The following is a 19,629-nucleotide window of genomic DNA, read 5'->3' as shown; positions in this document are numbered from 1 at the left end:
GCGATAACTGTGTGTCAGGTTCGCTCCTGTCGAAACTTTAACGGATTAAGCTGAACTCCTGGCTCAACTGACGAATGCGCTGCTGCAGTTGCTGCATTTCTCCCATCAGCCGGGATTGTCTGGGTCTGCCTGCCGTTTCATTCTGCGCCAGCCACTGATAAACCTGTTTGGTGGAGATCCCATGCTGACGGGCAACGTCAAACATGAGCCTGCCGTTCTGGGTCACTTCCTTAATGGCTTGCTGTCGCAGCTTCTGCTCGTTAATTTCCATACTGCCTCCTTGATGGTTCAAGAATGGTTTTTCAGAGCTGTGATTCCAGCTCTGCTATTCCACATCCCATTGGCTGTAGCCCAAGTGCTTGAGGCCATGCCAGAGCGAATGCCAACTGTCGCGCATTTTCATCAATGTTTTCATAATGACTCCTGAACAGTGGAATACTGCTTTGTAGGTATGTAATAAACATGCCAATTTTTAATTTTCTTTTAATCTGTTGATATGAAAGAAAATTAATTCATTTCCTTATCGAGAGAGCCTGCCGGGTGCTACCCAATAGAGTGCAGTCTGCTCTATTTTGGGACTTCATTTGATGTCAGCGCCATGACACTTGGCTGACAATCCGGGGGTGGGAAAAGTCGGATTTGACTGAATCCATGCTGAACGCCGTGCGGATTTGCCACCTCTATGGCCTCCGGGGGATTGCCTGCTTGAAGCGCTGCTATATACTTTGGCGCCAGGTAGGTTCCGCTTAGGTTGGAACAAGCAGACGAAGGAAAAAATAACATGAAAAAGCGCGCTTTTCTGGCAGCTCCTCTGTTGCTGGCATTGCTGGCAACTGGCTGTACTACAGTGAATCCTTATACCAATGAACAACAGACCGCCAAGGCGACCAACGGAGCACTGATAGGTGCCGTCGCCGGTGCAGCCATAGGTGTGGCTTCTTCCAGTAAGAGTGACAGGGGCAAGGGCGCCCTGATAGGTGCGGCATCCGGTGCTGCCGTAGGTGGAGGTATCGGCTATTACATGGATGTGCAGGAAACCAAGTTGCGTCAGCAACTGGCTTCAACCGGCGTCAGTGTGACCCGGGTGGGCGATACCATAGTGCTCAACATGCCCAATGAAGTGACTTTCCAGGTCGACAAGACAGATCTCAGCAGTGGTGCCATGCGGGTATTGGATAGCGTAGTGCTGGTGGCCAAGGAATATGACAAGACTCAGCTGAATGTAGTGGGTTATACCGACAGCAGCGGCTCTGAGTCTTACAACCTGAGATTGTCACAGGTTCGCGCCAGTGAGGTAGGTAATTACTTGATCCGTAAAGGCGTATCCGGACAGCGAGTGCTGACCCAAGGCCGAGGTGAGGCCAGCCCAATCGCCTCAAATGCCAGCCCTCAGGGGCGGGCACAGAACCGTCGGGTAGAGATTATTCTTAGTCCACTTGGCTAAGATTTTAAGCTTAAGGGTCGCTGCGGCGGCCCTTTTTATTGGGTCAAATTGTCCCTTTCTCCGGTTTTTTCTGTCAGATGGCGTGATCTTGAGGGGAGTTTATGACAAGTTCTGTCGTGGTGCGTTGATTTGTGACGCGCTTTGGTTGAGTTTAGCGGCATCTGTATCTTATACACCGGAGAAAAATAAATGAAAAAGAGCGTCTGCTTACTCGCACTGTTACTACCCGCCTTCTCGCAGGCGGCGGATTTGGAATTCAGGGCCGCAGGAAGTTTGAAGACAGCCATGACGGATGTTATCGCCAGTTATCAGGCCGATGGCGGCGTTAAGGTTAATGCTCAGTTTGCTCCTTCAGGCCTGCTCAGAGGCCGAATTGAAGAGGGCGAGAAGGTCGACCTGTTTGCGTCGGCCAATATGAAGCATCCACAGAAACTGATGCAGGAAGGCAAGGGTGCGCCTGTGGTGATGTTTGCCCGTAACCGCCTGTGCGCCTTGGCGCAAGATAATGTCCCTCTGACGACAGAAAATATGCTGGATACTTTGCTGGATAGCAAGATCAAGCTGGGCACCTCCACTCCCAAGGCTGACCCTGCCGGAGACTATGCTTTCAAGGTGTTTGACCGCGCCGAAGCTATCAAGCCGGGTAGCCAGGCCAAATTGGCGGCCAAGGCACTGCAATTGACCGGTGGCGCCGATAGTGCCAAACCCCCTAAAGGCAAGAACCCCTATGGCTGGGTGATGGCCAATAAACAGGCGGATGTATTTTTAACCTACTGCACCAACGCTGTTTTGGCCAAGAAAGAAGTGCCTGCTCTCAAGATAGTGGCGTTGCCCGAGTCGCTGGCAGTGGGTGCCAACTATGGCATGCTGGTGCTGGATAAGGCCGACCCTGCCGCTTGGCCGCTGGCCATGTATATTCTGTCTCCCAAGGGGCAATCCATTCTGGCCTCTTATGGTTTTGAAGCGCCGCTTAAGCCTTAGTCGCTATAACTGAGATATTTGGAGAGTGTGCTTCAGTTCCCCGGAACTGAAGCACACTCTCTTTATGGGTATATAGCTACTTTTTGAGCAAATCAGCTTGCACAGGCAATTATTATCCTTCTAAAGTAAGGCATTATATCCTTACCAGGGGGGAGCATGCTCGAAACCAAAGGCTTACCGATAGCGACAGATTACCTCGGTGATGAGGTGAGATTTATTCGCCTTTGCTATGAAAGTCAGGGCCTGGATATCGAGGTAAGTGTCGAAGGTAGCAGGGCGCAGGTTCATTTTGACTCTGTGGTTGGCTTTCGAATGTTGGATGAGGGTGACCTGATGGAGTTCTGGACCGAATGCAGCCTTTCCAATGGCTGGTTATTTCAGATTTCCAACGGCGGCTGGTACCGCCAAGAGGCCAAGCGCAGCGGCTTTATGGCCAGCGCCAACCTCAAGTTGCAGGAATTTCTGTTGGTGAGCCGTGGCGAGTGTATCTCCGTTTTCTGTGAGCAGGGTGAACCCAAGGTGTGTTGGCTTAAAGACTGACTCGCTATCTTTTACAGCCTAAGGGCGAGCTTGGTCGCCCTGTTGTTACTTTATTCATCAAGGTCAGAGCTTGATGCTCTTGGCCCCTGTTATTCTGCCCTCAAAAGTAGAGCTTCAGCTCACTAAAATCAGCGCCTCAGCTCATTAAAACGAGAGTCGCCAACCCCAGGAAGGCGAACAGGCCTATCACATCTGTCACTGTGGTTAGCACCATGCCACCGGCCAGTGCAGGATCCACATTGAGCTTTTTCAGTATTAAAGGGATGCTGGCCCCGGCGAGACCGGCTACCGTCATATTGATTAACATGGCACCGCCAATAAGGGCGCCGAGCGCCAGATCGCCTTTCCAGATCCACACGGCAGTGAATACCAACGCCGACCACAGCAGGCCATTGAGAAAGCCGATAGCCAGTTCTTTGCCTATGAGCCAACGGGAGTTGCTTTGACCTATGTGGCCGAGGGCGATACCGCGGATCACCAGCGCCAGAGTCTGGTTACCGGCAACGCCGCCCATGCTGGGCACTATGGTCATCAGAATTGCTATGGTGGCAAATTTTTCCAGTGTGCCTTCAAACATATTACTGACCGAGGCGGCCAACAGAGCGGCAAACAGGTTGAAGGTTAGCCACAAAGAGCGGCGAAAGGCACTCTTGAACACAGGGCCGAAGGTGTCTTCATCATCGTCCATCCCCGCCATCCCCATCATGGAGTGTTCGGCGTCTTCGCGGATAACATCCACCACATCATCAATGGTGATTCGACCAAGCAGATGGCCTTCACTGTCGACCACTGGCGCCGAAACCCAGTCATGGCGTTCAAACAGCTGGGCCACTTCATTGTCCGGCATGGTGACGGGAATACTCTCAAGCTCGGGATCCATTATGCTGCGGATCCCGGCGGTGGGGTTACAGGTCAGCAGGGTGGAGAGCTTAACGCCACCGAGCAAAACATCGCGTCTATCTACCACATAGAGGGTATCAGTGGCTTCGGGCAACTCGCCTCTTTGACGCAGATAACGCAGCACCACATCGACGTTGACGTCCGGTCTCAGGGTCACGGTATCTGTGTTCATCAGACTGCCGGCACTGTCTTCCGGATAGGAGAGCGCCTGTTCGACCCTGGCCCTGTCTTGGGCACTCATGGAGTGCAGTACCTGTTTGTAGAGGGTATCCGGCAGGCTTCGCAGCACATAGGCCAGATCATCGGTATCCATACCCGCAGTCGCTCGTGCCAAGCGCTCAGGACTCATCAGGCTGATCAGCTGGTCTTTCATATCCTCACCCAGCTCTTCGAGGATCTCACCGCTCTGTTCCTGATCCACAAGTTGCCAGAGTACCTGACGGGTACGTGGTGGTGAAGATTCGAGAATAAAGGCGATATCCGAAGCTGTCATTCGCTGCAGCATGTCGCGCACATGCACGAACATACCACTGCCAAGAGCTTGGTTTAGTTGAGTAAGACGTTGTTCTGTCAGCTCTTGGTCGAGCGCTTCTATTGGCATGCAGTTCCCCCTGTGATGCAAAGCGAGGATATGTTACCTCAAGACAGGGGAGTTATAGAAACAAAGAGTGCAGTGCTAAGGAAGGGGCGAGCAAGTCCCACGCGTGCTCTGCGTCGGCTTACCGTACTGCCTGCTGTGTTGTGTCTTTCCCTAAGACTTCAGCTGGCTTCGTCGAAACGGGCGTTTATCAGAGCGCAGATGGCATCCATTGCGGGTTCGGCATCCGGGCCTTCGGCAATAAGGCGTATGGTTTTGCCTTGACCGGTTTCCAGCATCAAGAGCCCAAGCACGCTGGCGGCCGAGGCCTTTTTCTCGCCCTGGATCAGAGTGATATCGGCTTCGAACTCGCTGGCCAGCACCGCCAGCTTAGTGGCGGCGCGGGCATGCAGGCCCAGCTTGTTGACTATGGTGACTTCCCGTTCAACCTTTGCCATTGCCCAGCTCTCTGTGGCGGGCCTGTACCTTGTGTTTGCTGTTGCCAAAACGCTTGGCCAGCTGGTCGGCGACATAGACAGATCTATGCTGGCCGCCGGTGCAACCTATGGCTATGGTGAGATAGCTGCGGTTGTTGCGTTCAAGGTGCGGTAGCCAGGTTTCCAGCAGATTCTCTATCTGCCAGATAAATTTGTTCACCAGTGGCTGACGGATAAGGAATTCCTGTACCGGCTCATCCAGCCCAGTCAGCGGCCTGAGCGCCGGTTCCCAGTGAGGGTTGGGCAGAAAGCGCACATCAAACATGAAGTCGGCTTCCTGGGGCATGCCGTGCTTGAAGCCGAACGATTCGAAGTTGATCACCAACTCTTTGTCGACGCTACCCAGCAGAATTTCCCGTACTTTGTCACTGAGTTCATAGATATTCAGTGCCGAGGTATCTATGTAGTGATCCACCAGTTTCGACATAGGCTCCAGCAACTTACCTTCGTGCTTGATGGCATCTTGCAGCGAGACAGTGCTCTTGGATAGGGGGTGTAATCTGCGGGTTTCGCTGTAGCGTTTAAGGAGTACTTTATCGGAAGCGTTGAGGAAGAAGCTGGTCAGTTGGGTGTTTTCCGGCAGTGCCGCCAACTGTTTTTCCAGCACTTTTTCCTGATCCGGCATGTTGCGCACATCTATGCTGATGGCGACCAGATCATTGCTGCCTCGGAGGTTTTCCAGCAGGCTGCCTATCATGGGCAGGGGCAGATTATCCACACAGTAGTAACCCAGGTCTTCGAGTACCCTGAGGGCAACGGATTTTCCGGAACCGGAGCGGCCTGAGACTATAGCGAGTTTCATCCTGTGATCACCTGATAGAGTTCTGTTTCATCGCGGGATTTACGCAACTGCTTGAGTATTGCTTTGTCGCTGAGCTTTTCAGCCATGGCAGACAGGGTACTCAGATGTTGTTGGCATTGATCTGCGGGAACCAGAAGGGCGAACAGTATGTCCACCGGTTGGTTGTCTATGGCATCGAAGGCGATAGGCTCTTCGCATTTGACCAGCACGGCAATCGGCTCTGTGATATCAGGCAGCCGGCCATGCGGAATCGCAATACCATTACCTATACCTGTGCTCCCCATCTTTTCGCGGGCCAAAAGGCTTTCAAAAATCGCTTGAGAGGAAAGGGTGGGGTACTGGGCGCTGGCGAGATCGCTAATTAGCTCCAGTACCTTTTTCTTACTGCCCGGAGTGGCACAGGTAGTGCACTCCGGCCGCAGGATGGTACTCAGTTCCATCGTTAGTGTTTTGTCAGCTTTTCTTTATGTTTAATGACCTGACGATCCAATTTATCAATCAGAACGTCGATGGCGGCATACATGTCGGCATGTTCAGAAGTTGCATAGACTTCGCCGCCTGTGAGGTTGATCTTGGCTTCGGCAATCTGTTGCAGTTTTTGTACATTGAGCACAACGTGCACATTATTGATCTGTTCGAAATGGCGTTCAAGTTTCGAAAACTTACTTTCCACATAGTCACGCAGTGAGTCGGTGATCTCGATATGATGTCCTGTCAGGTTGATTTGCATAGAAAGATTCCTCCAATTTCCAACTGTGGATTTATAAACTCTTACGCTGGTTCGACGGTGGTATCATCATAGCCTCGCGATACTTGGCTATGGTGCGTCTTGCAACGTTGATTCCCTGTTCTGCCAGAAGTTGTGCCATCTTGCTGTCGCTCAAAGGTTTCTTCTGGTTTTCCGCTGCCACGAGCTTCTTGATAAAAGCCCTGATCGCCGTGGAAGAGCATTCTCCGCCATCTTCGGTACCGACATGGCTGGAGAAGAAGTACTTCAATTCAAATATTCCCCTCGGGGTATGCATATACTTTTGAGTGGTGACCCTGGAGATGGTCGATTCATGCATCTCGACCGCCTCGGCAATATCGTTGAGTACCATGGGTTTCATGGCCTCTTCACCATATTCAAAAAATCCCTGCTGGAACTGCACTATGCAGTTGGCCACCTTGAGCAGGGTGTCGTTGCGGCTCTCCAGGCTCTTGATAAACCATTTGGCTTCCTGAAGATGACCACGAATAAACTGGCTGTCTGATTGGCTGCGGGCGCTACGGGCCATGGCAGCATACTGTTGGTTGATCCCGAGTTTGGGCATACAGTCCGGATTGAGCTCCACTACCCAGCGGCCGCTCTTCTTCCAGACGCTGACATCCGGGATCACATATTCCTCGTCCATCGGCTGCACCAGCAAACCGGGGCGGGGATTGAGGCTCTGAATAAGGTTGATGGCGTCACGCAGTTGATCTTCCTTGAGCTTGGTCTTACGCATTAGGGTGCGAAAGTCGCGGGTAGCGATGAGATCCAGATGTTCGTCAATCAACAAGCGGGCGTCGGCCAGATGCGGGGTGTCGGCGTTGAACTGTTGCAATTGGATCAGCAGGCATTCGCGCAGATCTCTGGAGGCGATGCCGATGGGATCGAAGTGCTGGATCCGCTTGAGTACCGCCTCGACTTCATCGAGCTCAATCTCAGGGTTGCCCATGGCTTCGAGGATCTCCTCAGTGCTCTGGGTTAGATAGCCCTGCTCGTCAATGGCATCTATGATGGCGGTGGCAATGGCGTCGTCGGTATCGGAAAACGGGGTCAGGTTCTTTTGCCATTCCAGGTGTTCATAGAGACCTTCGCTGGTTTCACCCTGGAAGGGCATGTCATCTTCACGGCCCATAGCCGGCCCTGAGGCGCTGGCGGCGGTAAAGACTTCATCCCAGGTGGTATCCATAGGCAATTCATCCGGCATAGACTCATTGTTCAATGCCTCTGAGGTTTCTACCGTGGAACCATCTTCCTGCTTGACGCTCAATTCGCCGGCGTCGTTTTCCTTGTGGTTGTCGTCGATAGCGTCATCCTGGTTGTCCTCGGCCATCTCCAACAGAGGGTTGGCTTCCAAGGCTTCCTGGATTTCCTGCTGCAGCTCAAGGGACGACAGTTGCAGCAGGCGAATTGCCTGCTGCAACTGAGGTGTCATGGTCAACTGTTGACCCAATTTGAGCTGGAGTGACGCTTTCATTATACCGCTAATCCCTACTCGTTATTTTTCAAGGAAAAAATTCAATAATAACAAACTATAATACCCGGAATTGCCGCCGGATGACATGATCCTAACTATAGCCTGAATTGTTCGCCTAAGTACACAGCACGCACTTGCTGGTTGTCCAAGATTTCAGCGGGTGTGCCCTCGGCAATCAACTGCCCATGGCTGACAATGTAGGCTCGCTCACAAACGTCGAGCGTTTCGCGAACATTGTGGTCTGTGATCAGCACCCCCAAACCGCGGGACTTAAGCTGTTCGATGATTTTCTTGATATCGATAACTGAGATGGGATCCACACCGGCGAACGGCTCATCCAGCAGAATGAACTGTGGATTGGCGGCCAATGCCCGGGCGATTTCCACCCGGCGGCGTTCACCGCCGGAGAGGGACATCCCCAGGCTGTCACGTATGTGGGTAATGTGGAATTCTTCCAGCAACTGTTCGAGTTGTTCCTCGCGCTCGTCGCTGTTGAGCTCTTTGCGGGTTTGCAGTACGGCCATGATGTTGTCATGTACCGACAGCTTGCGGAAAATACTGGCTTCCTGTGGCAGATAGCCTATGCCTTTACGGGCACGCAGGTGCATGGGATCCAAGGTCAGCTCGTCGTCGTCAATGAAAATACGGCCCTTGTCACTCTGCACCAGGCCAACCACCATATAGAAGGTAGTCGTCTTGCCCGCCCCGTTGGGGCCCAGCAGCCCCACGATCTGGCCGGTATTGACCGATAGGCTGACATCTTTGACTACGTTGCGCTTCTTGTAACTCTTTGCCAGGTTTTGTGCCGTCAGGGTGCTGGTCATTGCGGCTCCTGCTGCTGTTCTTTCTTATTGAGATCCTGATAGTTTTCCGGCTGGATAACAGTGGTTACCCTATCTTGGCCTTTGCCGCTGCTTTCCGCTTCCAGCTGCTGCTTGTTGATGTCGTAGACTATCTTCTCGGCGGTTACTTCGCTGCCGTCCTGTTCCACTTTGGCTTGGCCTATCAAGGTCATGATGCGGCTGTCTATGTTGTAGTGGATCTCTTTGGCCTTGGCACTGGCCTGACGGCCATCTTCCAGCTTCTGGGTATAGGTGGCAGGTGAGCCCTTGGCCACCAGGATCCGCTCGCCACTCTTGTCCTCAGTGTAAGCCGTGAGTTCATCGGCCAGCAGCTTCAAACTGCCCTGGGTGACTGTGACAGGCCCGCCGTATACCACGCGCTTGTTTTTGATATCGGCAAACTGATTGGCGGCGCTGATCTCGACTTTTTGCAGCAGATCTTCTTCAATGGCCACTGCCGACAGGCTTGTGATGCACAAGAGGGCACCGATAAAAAGCTTACTTGGTTTCATAGGTTCCTTTCACCTGACTGGTCAGCTTTACTTGCTGAGCGTTGAGATCGGCATACAGGCCGGATCCCTTGATATTAAAGTCTCTGCCTTCGATCAGGATCTCGCGATCTGAGGTCATGATCATGGTGTCCAGATCCAGCTCCACATAACTGGTTTTCAGGCTCTGGATCGGTTCATTGGGGCTAATGGCGTCGATGATAACATTATTTTCAAGTACCACTCGGTTACTCTTGCGATTGAGCCTGCCCTCGTTGGCAGACAGGCGCCACTGCGCTTCGCCCTTGTCCGGATAGACCAGATAAACCGGTTGGTTGAAGAAGGTCTTCTCATTGGCTTCATAGTGTTCCATGTGCGCCGCCGCGACCCTGCTGGCGACATTGCCCTGCTCGTCAAAGTTGACTGAGCGCAGGTCATCGGCGACAAAGTCCGGCCGCACAACATCCACCGGCGCCTCGCTCTGTTGGGCGTTGCGCTTGTTCTGCACCTGCCAGTAAAGGATAAGTGCAGTGGAGAAAAACAAAATAATGGCCAGAGTGACCCTATTCATATACTCATTCCGTGGGCATTTTCAAATTTGTCCTGACTGAGCAGGATAAGATCCGCCAGCTCCCGCAGCGCACCATGGCCGCCGGTAATCTGGGTGATCATGTGGCAGTGCTGCCTTACCCAAGGATGGCCATCGGCCACGCAAACCGCCAGTCCAACTTGCTTCATCACCGGCAGGTCGACAATGTCGTCACCTATATAGGCCACTTGTTCGGGCTTGAGGTCATAATGTTTAAGCAGCGCCTCATAGGGCTCAAGCTTGTTGTCTATGCCTTGATAAATCTTGTCTACCCCCAGGGCCGTCATGCGGTTTTCGACTATCTGGGACTTGCGGCCGGTGATCACCGCCACCTGAATGCCGCAGGACAGCAGCGAGCGCACTCCATAGCCATCGCGGGTGTGAAAGGCCTTCAGCTCTTCGCCGCTGTTGCTCATATAGATACGGCCATCGGAGAAGACACCGTCGACATCACAAATAAGCAGCTTGATTTTGGCGGCTCTTTGCCAGTTGTCTTCGCTTATGGGTCCGTAAAAACCTTGATGACTCATCAGATAACCCCCGCCTTGACCATATCCAGCATATTGAGTGCTCCAATCGGCTCATTGGCGCCATTGATGACGATAAGGCCGTTAATGTCGTTTTCGTCCATCACCTTGAGCGCCTGCGCCGCGAGGATATTGTCACCACTGGTGATGCAATCCCGGGTCATGACGTCGCTTATTTTGGTGGTACGCAGGTTGACTCCGGCGTCGATGACACGTCTCAAATCACCATCGGTGAAAATACCCACAAGCTGCTTCTGCTGATTGACCACTGAGGTCATACCCAGACCCTTCTTGGAGATTTCATACAGGGCGTCTGTGATACAGATATCTTCTGTGACCAACGGCAGTTCTTCGTCTTTATGCATTACATCGCTGACCTTGAGCAGCAGTTTGCGCCCTAAAGCGCCGCCGGGATGCGACAGGGCAAAGTCGTCTTTGGTAAAGCCTTTGGCCTGCAACAGGGCGACCGCCAGGGCGTCTCCCATCACCAGGGTGGCCGTGGTGCTGGAGGTGGGGGCCAAGCCCAGCGGGCAGGCTTCTTCCGGCACCTTGATGCATAGATGCAGCTGCGCCAGCTTAGCCATGGTGGATTCTGGCTTGCCTGTCATGGAGATCATAGGGATCCCCTGGCGCTTGATGACGGGGATCAGGGTTAGAATTTCGCTGGACTCGCCCGAGTTGGAGATAGCCAATACGATATCGTTTTCACTCAACACTCCAAGGTCGCCGTGGCTGGCTTCGCCCGGGTGAACGAAGAATGCCGGGGTGCCCGTGCTGGCGAGGGTGGCAGAAATCTTGTTGCCTATATGGCCCGATTTCCCCATCCCCATCACTATCACCTTGCCGCTGCAGTTGAGGATCAGTTCGCAGGCTTGGGCGAACTCGGGGGAATCAACAAACTGGTACAGGTTATCCAGTGCTTGTTTCTCGATATCTATTACTCTGCGGCCCCATTGGCGCAGTTGCTTAGCTTCTGCCATAGTTGTCTCTCGTCTTTTTGCCCTTCATCGCTAGTGGGATTGAAACAGGCTGTATTGATAGCCAATGAAGCTTATCAGTAGTAAGGCACCGTGCCAGCGCTTGAGTTCACGTTGTTTACCTGTGCTCAGCACCAGGAGTGCCAGGGCACAACTGGTGCCCAAAGCCATATAAAAGTCGCGTCCGGCCGCTGCGGCGTCGATTACGCCCGGGGCGATAAGACCGGGTATTGCCAATACCGCCAGAATATTAAACAGGTTGGAGCCGACAATATTGCCTATGGCCAAGTCGTCCTCTTTCTTGAGCACACCGGCTACGCAGGCTGCCAGTTCCGGCAGGCTGGTGCCCACGGCAATGATGGTCAGACCGATAACCAGATCCGATAGCCCAAAAGACTTGGCAATACCCACGGCACCTTCGACCATCCAGTCTGCCGACAGTGGCAAGAGTACCAAGCCTATGATCAACCAGAGTACCGCCTTGGCAGTGGGCACATCTTTGGGGATCTCGGCATCGGCTTCATCGGCGAGTGGATCCTTATTCTTATTGGTCAGTGCATGCCAGATAAGATAGCCCATCAGGCCGAAGAACAGCGCCAGTAAAATAACTCCTTCGCTGCGGCTGAGATACTGATCGTGCAGGAAGTAACCCGCCAGCACTGTGGCGCCCAGCATCATGGGGATCTCCCGCTTCAGGGTCTTGGAGCTGACGGCAATAGCCCCAAGAAGGGCGGTCAACCCCAGGATCAAGCTGACATTGGCGACATTGGAGCCCAGCACATTACCCACGGCCGTATCCGGCATGCCGGCCATGGAGGCGCTGGCGGCAACGAACATCTCAGGGGCCGAACTGCCCATGGCGACTATGGTCAGTCCTATCAACATGGGGGGTAACCCCAGGTTACGGGCAAAAGCCCCGGCGCCATAAACGAATTTATCGGCACTCCAGACCAGGACGGACAAGCCGGCGAGCAGCAAGAAAATATTGAATAACATGCAGTAAATAAAGCTACGGATTCTGGCGTGCATTTTCGCCGTATTTGCTACAAATTGAAAGTATCACGGCGCGATACTATTGATTCAGTTGTGCGCTTATCCTCAATTGCGTACAATTTATCGCTTATCTTTGGCTTGGCCATACGGGTTACCGGGCGCCATTCAGCGTCAATTCAGTAAGCCTGCGGCAGTATCAAGCCTTATAACGGCGGGCCATATGTGCCGTGGTGCTACAGCCGCGCCGTAACTTGAATTCCACTAGACAAGGTCTCCATTTCATTTTGATGCCGGAATCCAGCAAGCAGCAAAATCCTTCTCCCCTGGTCGAGGTCAATAATCTCGGCTTCAGTCGTGGATCGAGGGTGATTTTTGAGCAGATAAGCCTCACGATTCCCAGAGGTAAAGTCACTGCCATCATGGGACCTAGCGGCATAGGCAAGACTACGCTGCTGAAGCTCATCGGCGGGCAGTTGACTCCGGATCACGGCGAGGTGTTGTTCGATGGTCAGGATCTTCACAAGCTGAGCCGCCACGAGCTGTTTGAAGCTCGTAAGCGAATGAGCATGTTGTTCCAGAGCGGTGCCCTGTTTACCGACATGAATGTGTTCGATAATGTGGCCTTTGCTCTCAGGGAACACTCAGGGCTGCCGGAAGCCATCATTCGTCGCATAGTGTTGATGAAGCTTGAAGCCGTAGGACTTCGCGGCGCGGCGCAGTTGATGCCGAGCGAACTCTCCGGCGGAATGCAGCGCCGGGCTGCCTTGGCCCGTGCCATAGCGCTCGAGCCGGAAATGGTGCTGTATGACGAGCCATTTGCCGGTCAGGACCCCATTTCCATGGGAGTGCTGGTGAAGTTGATTAAAGAGTTGTCCGATGCCTTGAATCTCACCTCTGTGGTGGTTTCCCATGACGTGGGCGAAGTGCTGAGCATTGCCGACTATGTGTATGTGATTGCCGACAAGCGCATCATAGCTCATGGTACTCCGTCCGAGCTCAAGCAGGCCGACAATCCACAGCTGAGGCAGTTTATCGACGGTATGCCGGACGGCCCAGTGCCTTTCCACTATCCGGCGCAGGATTATCAGAAGGAGTTGCTCGGTGAGTTTGACTGATTCGATAGCCAATCTTGGCCGCAATGCACTGGGTCTGATAACAGGGCTCGGCAAGGCCGGGGTGATGCTTTGGGGCGCCCTGGTGCAGCTGCCACGGCCACGCAAAGGCTTGCCATTGCTGATAAAGCAGGTGTACGTCGTCGGTGTGCAGTCCATGGTGATCATTTTGGTTTCCGGACTGTTTATCGGCATGGTACTGGCGCTTCAGGGCTACAACATCTTAGTGGATTTTGGCACTGAAGAGAGCCTGGGCCCCATGGTGGCGCTGAGCTTGCTCCGGGAGCTTGGGCCAGTGGTTACCGCCTTGCTGTTTGCCGGCCGCGCCGGTTCGGCCCTGACCGCTGAACTGGGGTTGATGAAATCCACAGAGCAGCTCTCCAGTTTGGAGATGATGGCGATAGATCCGCTGCGGCAGGTGATTGCGCCGCGCTTCTGGGCCGGGGTGATCAGTATGCCGTTGTTGGCCTTGATGTTTACCACTGTGGGTATCTATGGCGGTTATCTGGTTGGGGTTGAATGGAAAGGCATAGACAATGGCGCCTTCTGGTCGATTCTGCAGGCCGCGGTGGAATGGCGGCAGGACATAGTCAACTGCCTGATTAAAAGTTTTGTTTTTGCCATAGTGGTGACCTGGATAGCCCTTTATCGAGGTTATCAGGTGGTGCCTAATCCGGAAGGGATTAGCCGCGCGACCACTCAGACTGTGGTGCAGTCCAGCCTGGCGGTATTGGCGCTGGACTTCTTATTGACGGCGCTGATGTTTGCCCGCTGATTTTGGCGCCGGCGCATAATGGATGATTAACTCTGGTGACTCTATGTTGACACGAAAAATTGAATTTATGGTGGGACTCTTCCTGTTGGCGGGACTGGTGGCTTTTTTGCTGCTGGTATACAAGGTGGCCAATGTGGAGGTGCAGTCCGCTAGCAATACTTACACTCTAACGGCCAAGTTCAGTAACATCGGCGGCCTTAAAGTACGCTCGCCGGTCAAAGTGGGCGGTGTGGTTGTCGGTCGGGTCAGTCAGATCACCCTGGATCCCCAGCAGATGGTGCCTGTGGTGACCCTGACCATGGACAAGCGTTACGACCAGTTTCCTGAAACCAGCAGCCTGGCTATCTTGACCTCGGGCTTGCTGGGTGAGCAGTTCCTCGGCTTGACTCCAGGGTTTATGGATGACGATATCGCGATTTTGCAAGATGGCGATCGCATCGATGATACCCGTTCGGCGCTGGTGTTGGAGGAGCTGATCGGGCAGTTTTTATATAGCATGGGTTCAAAGGACAACTAGGAGCACTGAGATGTTTAAAGGGATAATCCGTAATCTGTTGGCCGTCGCCTGTCTGGCGTCTGCAACAGTGGCACAGGCGACCGATATCGATACCAGCAACCCTTATGTCATGGTGGAACAGGTTGCCGACAAGACATTTAACCGTTTTCATCAGGATAAGAGCATCATCGACAGCAATCCGGATCACCTCAAGGTGATCGTTAAAGAGGAGCTGATGCCTTATGTGGATTACAAGTACGCCGCTTACAAGGTGATGGGCCAATACTTGCAGCAGACCACCAGAGAGCAGCGTGATGCCTTTGTCGATGCTTTTGAGGGCTATCTGGTTTCCACCTATGCCCAGGCTTTTACCGAGTACACCAATCAGAAAGTGGAATTTGGCCGTGCCATCGACTTCAGCCAGGAAAAGATAGTCGAGGTGAATGTACAGATCATTGAAGCGGGCCGCCCGCCAATCAAATTGTTGTTCAAGGCGCGTCGTTTGAAGGACGACAGCTGGAAGGCCTTTGACCTGGTTGCCGAAGGTGTCAGTCTGCTGGCCTCCAAGCAGTCGGAAGTCACTACACTCATTCGCCAGAAGGGCATAGATGCCGTGATTGAGATGCTAAAAGAGCGCACTCAGGCTCACGTGGATCCCGATGGCCCCAAAGGCAAGGATGCGCTATGAAGCTTGAGCCACAGGGCGATAGCTGCAAATTGAGCGGGCGTTTGACTCAAGAAGAAGTCACCCGTTTGTGGAAGACACGCAAGACACTGCTGCCGGCCGATGTGCGCCGGTTGGATCTCAGCGAGCTGACATACTCAGACAGTGCCGGCATGGCGTTTCTAATGGAGCTTGTCAGTCTCAGAAAGGGGGAGCTGACCCTGGCTTCTCCCTCGCCACAGGTGCGTAAGTTGATCGCCCTGTATGATTTGGATGCCTTCTTTAGCACAGAGGGCCAAACTAGGTAAGTTTCCTATGAATACCACAGAGATAGAACAAATATTAAAGGACTCACTCTCGTTGACGGAAGTTTATGTCAGCGCCGAAGGCAGCCATTTCAAGATAGTGGCCGTGGGTGAATGTTTCGATGGCATGAGCCGTATCAAGCAGCAGCAGGCAATCTATGCCCCCCTGATGGACAAGATCACCAGTGGTGAGATGCATGCGCTCAGTATCAAGACTTTTACGCCTACCCAGTGGCAGCGTGAAAAAATCTTCAACATGCCAGCCTAGAGTATCAATGTGGATAAACTGAAAATTCAGGCAAGCGGTGCGCTTGCCGGTAACGTGGTGATCTCCGGCGCCAAGAACGCCGCTCTGCCTATCCTGATGGCCGGGGTGTTGACCGAATCGGAATTCCTGGTCTCCAACGTGCCTAATCTGAGGGACGTCAATACCAGCTGTAAGTTGTTGCGTTGCCTCGGTGCCGACGTCAGCGAGCAAGGCAAAGGGCAGATACGTATCGATGCCAGCGGCATCAATGAGTTTTGCGCCCCTTATGATCTGGTGAAGACCATGCGCGCCTCGATTCTGATCCTGGGGCCCTTGCTGGCACGTTTTGGTAAGGCGGATGTGTCTCTGCCGGGGGGCTGCGCCATAGGTGCCAGGCCGGTGAACCTGCACCTGCACGGCCTGGAGCTGATGGGCGCCAAGATAGAAGTCGATGAAGGCTATATCAAGGCACGGGTTGATGGCCGCCTCAAAGGCGCGCATATCTTTATGGATATGGTCAGTGTCGGCGCCACAGAGAACCTGCTGATGGCTGCGGCCTTGGCTGATGGTGAAACCGTGATTGAAAACGCTGCCCGCGAACCCGAGGTGGTGGATCTGGCCAAGTGCCTTATCGCCATGGGAGCCAAGATTGAGGGCGCCGGAACCGCTACCATACGGATTCAAGGGGTGGAAAAGCTCAATGGTTGCCGTTATCGGGTGATGCCGGACAGAATTGAGACGGGCTCTTTCCTGGTGGCTGCAGCCGTGACCCGTGGCCGGATCCGTTGTCTGGATGCCGATCCCGGCTCGCTGGAGGCTGTGCTGGCCAAGCTGGAAGATGCCGGCGCCGAAATCCTTACCGGCAGCGACTGGATAGCCCTGGACATGAAGGGCAAGCGTCCCAAGTCAGTCAATATCAAGACTCTGCCTTACCCCGGTTTCCCGACCGATATGCAGGCGCAGTTCTGTGTGCTTAATGCACTGGCAGAAGGCACTGCCACTATCACGGAAACCATCTTTGAGAACCGTTTTATGCATGTGCCCGAGTTGAACCGTATGGGCGCCAACATGGAACTGGAAGGCAATACCTGTATCATTCACGGTATTGAGCAGCTCAATGGTGCTCAGGTGATGGCGACCGATCTGCGGGCGTCAGCCAGTTTGGTGATTGCCGGACTGATGGCCGAAGGCACCACAGTAGTGGACCGTATCTATCATCTGGATAGAGGCTATGAGCATATCGAAGATAAGTTCAAGGGCCTTGGTGGCTCGGTAGAGCGCATCTCCTAACCCGGTTGCACAGCCAATAAAAAAACCACTCTGAGAGTGGTTTTTTATTGGCCGTATTCCCCGCAAATCAATCGCTGAAAATACTGACGCAGTTGCGGCCGGAAACCTTGGCCTGATATAGGGCCTGATCGGCATTGGCCAGCCATTGATCGCTGTTTTCCACCTCGTCACTCAGATCGCAGATCCCCAAACTGATAGTAAAAGGCACCGGCTGACCATTGAAGCTGAAGCGGCTGCTTTCTATCTGAATGCGTAGCCGCTCGGCAAAGGAGCGGGCATCTTCGGCGCTGGTGTGGGATAAGACTACGGCAAATTCTTCGCCGCCATAGCGCCCGGCGCAGTCGGTTTCCCTGAGGTTTTGGCTGAGAATATGGGATAGATGCTGAATAACTCTGTCTCCGGCGATATGCCCCAGGCTGTCGTTAATCCGTTTAAAGTGATCTATATCGAACATCACCAGGCTGGCTGGCTCGCCATAGCGGGTGTGGCGATCAAACTCCCGCTGCATGCAAAATTGCCAGTGTCTACGATTGTGCAGTTGGGTCAGGCCATCGGTTTGACTCAGGTGTTCCAGGCGCTCGTTGGCGCTTTTGAGCTGCAGCTTATTGATGGCGATATCCGTCACATCATAGATGATGATGCTGATATGGGAGATCTGCCCTGTGAGAGAGGCCAGTGGCAGCAGGGTGACATTCTGGAACATGAATTCGGCGCGGCCTGTGATGGGTCGGTAGTTCTTGAATTTGAATACATAGGGCCTCTGCTCCCAGCTGATGAAGGCGCGGTTTTTCAGCAGAAACACAGATTCCATCTTCTGCTTGAGCCAACTGGCCGGCAGATCCGGAAAACGTTCAAACAGGTTGGTGCCCTTAATATCGTTGGGAGAGACGCCACTGTGGTTTTCCATAAAGCCATTCCACAGCTGAATATTGTAATTTCGGTCCAGTACCACCAGGCCAACCTCTATGGTTTGCACCATGTCGATTAGCCAGTGCAGTTCATTTATTGCATTCAAATCCTTTGCCATGGCAAACCTGTTTTGTCAGTTCATCAGATAGCCGAGCTTGAAATTCAGCGTCGGCAAGGAGTCTTCGGTAAAGAGCAGCAGTAGATCACACTGCACATTGTGATCTTCGATGCGATAATTGATCTCCATCGCCAGCGTGCGCTGCCAACGATCTGAGTTATCGTGGATCAGATCGTTCACTGTACAATGCCGTCCGAGCACCACAGGGTGCGCCTGGCTGAATTGCATATCCAGCTGCTCCGAGATGCCGCTGAGGAAGGCGCCGATCAGCACATTGGCGGTATCTATCATCACCTCGATTTCCGTGTTGGTGTCTTCGGGATCTGACAGGCCCATTAACTTGGCCATATCCTTGAAGCTGGAGTCGTGAAACAGCAATAGCGCCTCACCGGCAATGCCGGCACCGATAAAACCCTGACACAGCGCCGAAATTTTGGGGCTTTGCTCTGTGGCCTTGAGTGCCATGGTCAACTCACTGACCTCCAGCACATTGACGTTGGGAATGGGCAAGAGCACAAATACATCCAGCAACTTGGCTAGCAGATCGGCGGCGCGCCCCATGGCAATGTTGGCGACTTCCTGGCAGGCATCGCGCATATCCACCTGGATCATAGGTTCTTCGTTGCCGTCGCCGCCTTCGGCCAACTGCAAAATGCCATATTCCTGTAGTATGTTGCGAATGGCATCTGCACTGACGGGCTTTTGAATAAAATCCAGCGCGCCCAAGGCTTTGACTCTTTGATGGGCTTTAATTTGGATATCACCAGAGACGACTATCACCATCGCCGGCAGATCTTGTTGTTGAATGGCTTGCAACACTTCATAGCCGTCCATGACCGGCATGTTGAGGTCCAAAAAGACAATCTCACCCTTGCCGGCGCGGATAGCCTCAAGTCCTTCGGCGCCATTGGCGGCAAAGTTGATGTCGACTTCCCATTCTTTGGGAAGGGTACGGGCCATCTGCTTTCGCGCCAGTGCAGAGTCGTCGCATATGAGTACCGGAATCGCCATAGAGATTTCCTGTTCTACCGCATTACTTGAAGATAACACCTACAGCGGCATTTTTTGTGATTATCCTCTGACTATGCCGCTGGATCAGAGAGGACAGGGCCGATAGCAATATACCGGCGGATACGGACTTTATGTCCATTTCTCATATTTGGCAGGATAAAATCTTATTTAGTGCAATGGCTTGTCTGTTGAGGGTCGATATTGTGAACACTTGTCGCCACTAAGTCAAAACCAATGTCAGTTTATTGACGCAAGCCAAAATTTAAACTGTGCTGTGATATTGAAATAGAGCGATTTTTGATCTGGCCTGACCTGTTTGA

25 protein-coding genes are annotated in these 19,629 nt (G+C 53.2%); 10 read left to right on the top strand and 15 right to left on the bottom strand.

Features of this window, described 5'->3' with window-relative positions; genetic code table 11:
• Window positions 1-37: 37 nt before the first annotated feature.
• Complete coding sequence (locus tag SIL79_RS04325; protein ID WP_071476727.1) at window positions 38-271, bottom strand: transposase; 234 nt, start codon at window positions 269-271, stop codon at window positions 38-40.
• 510 nt (window positions 272-781) lie between these two features.
• On the opposite strand from SIL79_RS04325, the gene SIL79_RS04320 reads away from it, so the two are divergent.
• From SIL79_RS04320 to SIL79_RS04310, 3 genes are all read left to right on the top strand, one after another.
• Entirely contained in the window at window positions 782-1,444 is a 663-nt protein-coding gene (locus tag SIL79_RS04320; protein WP_319619005.1) for an OmpA family protein, read from the top strand.
• A gap of 189 nt (window positions 1,445-1,633) precedes the next feature.
• A complete protein-coding gene (locus tag SIL79_RS04315; RefSeq protein ID WP_071476729.1) occupies window positions 1,634-2,425 on the top strand; it encodes a molybdate ABC transporter substrate-binding protein in 792 nt (263 codons plus the stop codon).
• Between the two features lie 156 nt (window positions 2,426-2,581).
• Window positions 2,582-2,965: a hypothetical protein gene (locus SIL79_RS04310; RefSeq protein WP_071476730.1), complete on the top strand. Its 384-nt coding sequence runs from the start codon at window positions 2,582-2,584 to the stop codon at window positions 2,963-2,965.
• A 136-nt stretch (window positions 2,966-3,101) separates the two neighbouring features.
• Here the strand turns inward: SIL79_RS04310 and mgtE are convergent, their stop codons facing one another.
• The 12 genes from mgtE to SIL79_RS04250 form a co-directional block, all read right to left on the bottom strand.
• A complete protein-coding gene (gene mgtE, locus SIL79_RS04305) occupies window positions 3,102-4,466 on the bottom strand; it encodes a magnesium transporter (protein WP_039033491.1) in 1,365 nt (454 codons plus the stop codon).
• 158 nt (window positions 4,467-4,624) lie between these two features.
• A complete protein-coding gene (locus SIL79_RS04300) occupies window positions 4,625-4,900 on the bottom strand; it encodes an HPr family phosphocarrier protein (RefSeq protein WP_039033490.1) in 276 nt (91 codons plus the stop codon).
• The gene (gene rapZ, locus SIL79_RS04295) at window positions 4,887-5,741 is read right to left on the bottom strand and encodes an RNase adapter RapZ (protein WP_039033489.1); all 855 of its coding nucleotides are present in this window, start codon (window positions 5,739-5,741) and stop codon (window positions 4,887-4,889) included. Before rapZ ends, SIL79_RS04300 begins: the two co-directional genes overlap by 14 nt.
• A complete protein-coding gene (gene ptsN, locus SIL79_RS04290; RefSeq protein ID WP_039033488.1) occupies window positions 5,738-6,181 on the bottom strand; it encodes a PTS IIA-like nitrogen regulatory protein PtsN in 444 nt (147 codons plus the stop codon). The genes rapZ and ptsN overlap by 4 nt, the downstream gene beginning before the upstream one ends.
• A 2-nt stretch (window positions 6,182-6,183) precedes the next feature.
• Entirely contained in the window at window positions 6,184-6,471 is a 288-nt protein-coding gene (hpf, locus tag SIL79_RS04285) for a ribosome hibernation promoting factor (RefSeq protein ID WP_039033487.1), read from the bottom strand.
• A 31-nt stretch (window positions 6,472-6,502) separates the two neighbouring features.
• Window positions 6,503-7,966: an RNA polymerase factor sigma-54 gene (locus SIL79_RS04280; protein ID WP_144361088.1), complete on the bottom strand. Its 1,464-nt coding sequence runs from the start codon at window positions 7,964-7,966 to the stop codon at window positions 6,503-6,505.
• A gap of 95 nt (window positions 7,967-8,061) precedes the next feature.
• Window positions 8,062-8,790, bottom strand: coding sequence for an LPS export ABC transporter ATP-binding protein (gene lptB / locus SIL79_RS04275; protein ID WP_025011764.1), 729 nt, complete (start codon window positions 8,788-8,790; stop codon window positions 8,062-8,064).
• Window positions 8,787-9,320, bottom strand: a complete 534-nt coding sequence (gene lptA / locus SIL79_RS04270) for a lipopolysaccharide transport periplasmic protein LptA (protein WP_039033485.1) — start codon at window positions 9,318-9,320, stop codon at window positions 8,787-8,789. The genes lptB and lptA overlap by 4 nt, the downstream gene beginning before the upstream one ends.
• Complete coding sequence (gene lptC, locus SIL79_RS04265; protein ID WP_039033484.1) at window positions 9,307-9,867, bottom strand: LPS export ABC transporter periplasmic protein LptC; 561 nt, start codon at window positions 9,865-9,867, stop codon at window positions 9,307-9,309. The genes lptA and lptC overlap by 14 nt, the downstream gene beginning before the upstream one ends.
• The gene (kdsC, locus tag SIL79_RS04260; protein ID WP_039033483.1) at window positions 9,864-10,415 is read right to left on the bottom strand and encodes a 3-deoxy-manno-octulosonate-8-phosphatase KdsC; all 552 of its coding nucleotides are present in this window, start codon (window positions 10,413-10,415) and stop codon (window positions 9,864-9,866) included. The genes lptC and kdsC overlap by 4 nt, the downstream gene beginning before the upstream one ends.
• The gene (locus tag SIL79_RS04255; protein WP_039033482.1) at window positions 10,415-11,392 is read right to left on the bottom strand and encodes a KpsF/GutQ family sugar-phosphate isomerase; all 978 of its coding nucleotides are present in this window, start codon (window positions 11,390-11,392) and stop codon (window positions 10,415-10,417) included. Before SIL79_RS04255 ends, kdsC begins: the two co-directional genes overlap by 1 nt.
• A gap of 30 nt (window positions 11,393-11,422) precedes the next feature.
• Entirely contained in the window at window positions 11,423-12,385 is a 963-nt protein-coding gene (locus SIL79_RS04250) for a calcium/sodium antiporter (protein WP_039033573.1), read from the bottom strand.
• A 284-nt stretch (window positions 12,386-12,669) separates the two neighbouring features.
• Here SIL79_RS04250 and mlaF point away from each other — a divergent pair, with 284 nt between their 5' ends.
• From mlaF to murA, 7 genes are read left to right on the top strand one after another with little or no spacing between them, the layout of a single operon-like run.
• Complete coding sequence (gene mlaF / locus SIL79_RS04245) at window positions 12,670-13,497, top strand: phospholipid ABC transporter ATP-binding protein MlaF (RefSeq protein ID WP_039033481.1); 828 nt, start codon at window positions 12,670-12,672, stop codon at window positions 13,495-13,497.
• Window positions 13,484-14,269, top strand: a complete 786-nt coding sequence (gene mlaE / locus SIL79_RS04240) for a lipid asymmetry maintenance ABC transporter permease subunit MlaE (RefSeq protein ID WP_039033480.1) — start codon at window positions 13,484-13,486, stop codon at window positions 14,267-14,269. Before mlaF ends, mlaE begins: the two co-directional genes overlap by 14 nt.
• Window positions 14,270-14,312: 43 nt before the next feature.
• Window positions 14,313-14,786 carry an outer membrane lipid asymmetry maintenance protein MlaD gene (mlaD, locus tag SIL79_RS04235; protein ID WP_039033572.1) on the top strand — a complete coding sequence of 158 codons (474 nt, stop codon included), beginning with the start codon at window positions 14,313-14,315 and terminating at the stop codon, window positions 14,784-14,786.
• A gap of 10 nt (window positions 14,787-14,796) precedes the next feature.
• Window positions 14,797-15,453, top strand: coding sequence for an MlaC/ttg2D family ABC transporter substrate-binding protein (locus SIL79_RS04230; protein WP_039033479.1), 657 nt, complete (start codon window positions 14,797-14,799; stop codon window positions 15,451-15,453).
• On the top strand, window positions 15,450-15,737 hold the full coding sequence (locus tag SIL79_RS04225; RefSeq protein WP_039033478.1) for an STAS domain-containing protein: 288 nt from the start codon (window positions 15,450-15,452) through the stop codon (window positions 15,735-15,737). The genes SIL79_RS04230 and SIL79_RS04225 overlap by 4 nt, the downstream gene beginning before the upstream one ends.
• A 7-nt stretch (window positions 15,738-15,744) precedes the next feature.
• Window positions 15,745-16,002, top strand: coding sequence for a BolA family protein (locus SIL79_RS04220; RefSeq protein ID WP_039033477.1), 258 nt, complete (start codon window positions 15,745-15,747; stop codon window positions 16,000-16,002).
• A gap of 9 nt (window positions 16,003-16,011) precedes the next feature.
• Window positions 16,012-17,271 carry a UDP-N-acetylglucosamine 1-carboxyvinyltransferase gene (gene murA / locus SIL79_RS04215; protein WP_071476733.1) on the top strand — a complete coding sequence of 420 codons (1,260 nt, stop codon included), beginning with the start codon at window positions 16,012-16,014 and terminating at the stop codon, window positions 17,269-17,271.
• Between the two features lie 67 nt (window positions 17,272-17,338).
• Here murA and SIL79_RS04210 read toward each other — a convergent pair whose 3' ends face one another.
• On the bottom strand, window positions 17,339-18,298 hold the full coding sequence (locus tag SIL79_RS04210; RefSeq protein WP_039033475.1) for a sensor domain-containing diguanylate cyclase: 960 nt from the start codon (window positions 18,296-18,298) through the stop codon (window positions 17,339-17,341).
• A 15-nt stretch (window positions 18,299-18,313) separates the two neighbouring features.
• Entirely contained in the window at window positions 18,314-19,309 is a 996-nt protein-coding gene (locus SIL79_RS04205) for a response regulator (protein ID WP_039033474.1), read from the bottom strand.
• Window positions 19,310-19,629: the final 320 nt, after the last annotated feature.

It is taken from the genome of Shewanella indica (assembly GCF_033842865.1).
Lineage (GTDB): Bacteria > Pseudomonadota > Gammaproteobacteria > Enterobacterales > Shewanellaceae > Shewanella > Shewanella indica.
Note: the sequence above shows the minus strand (reverse complement) of the source record. Positions and strands in the feature narration are given on the sequence as shown.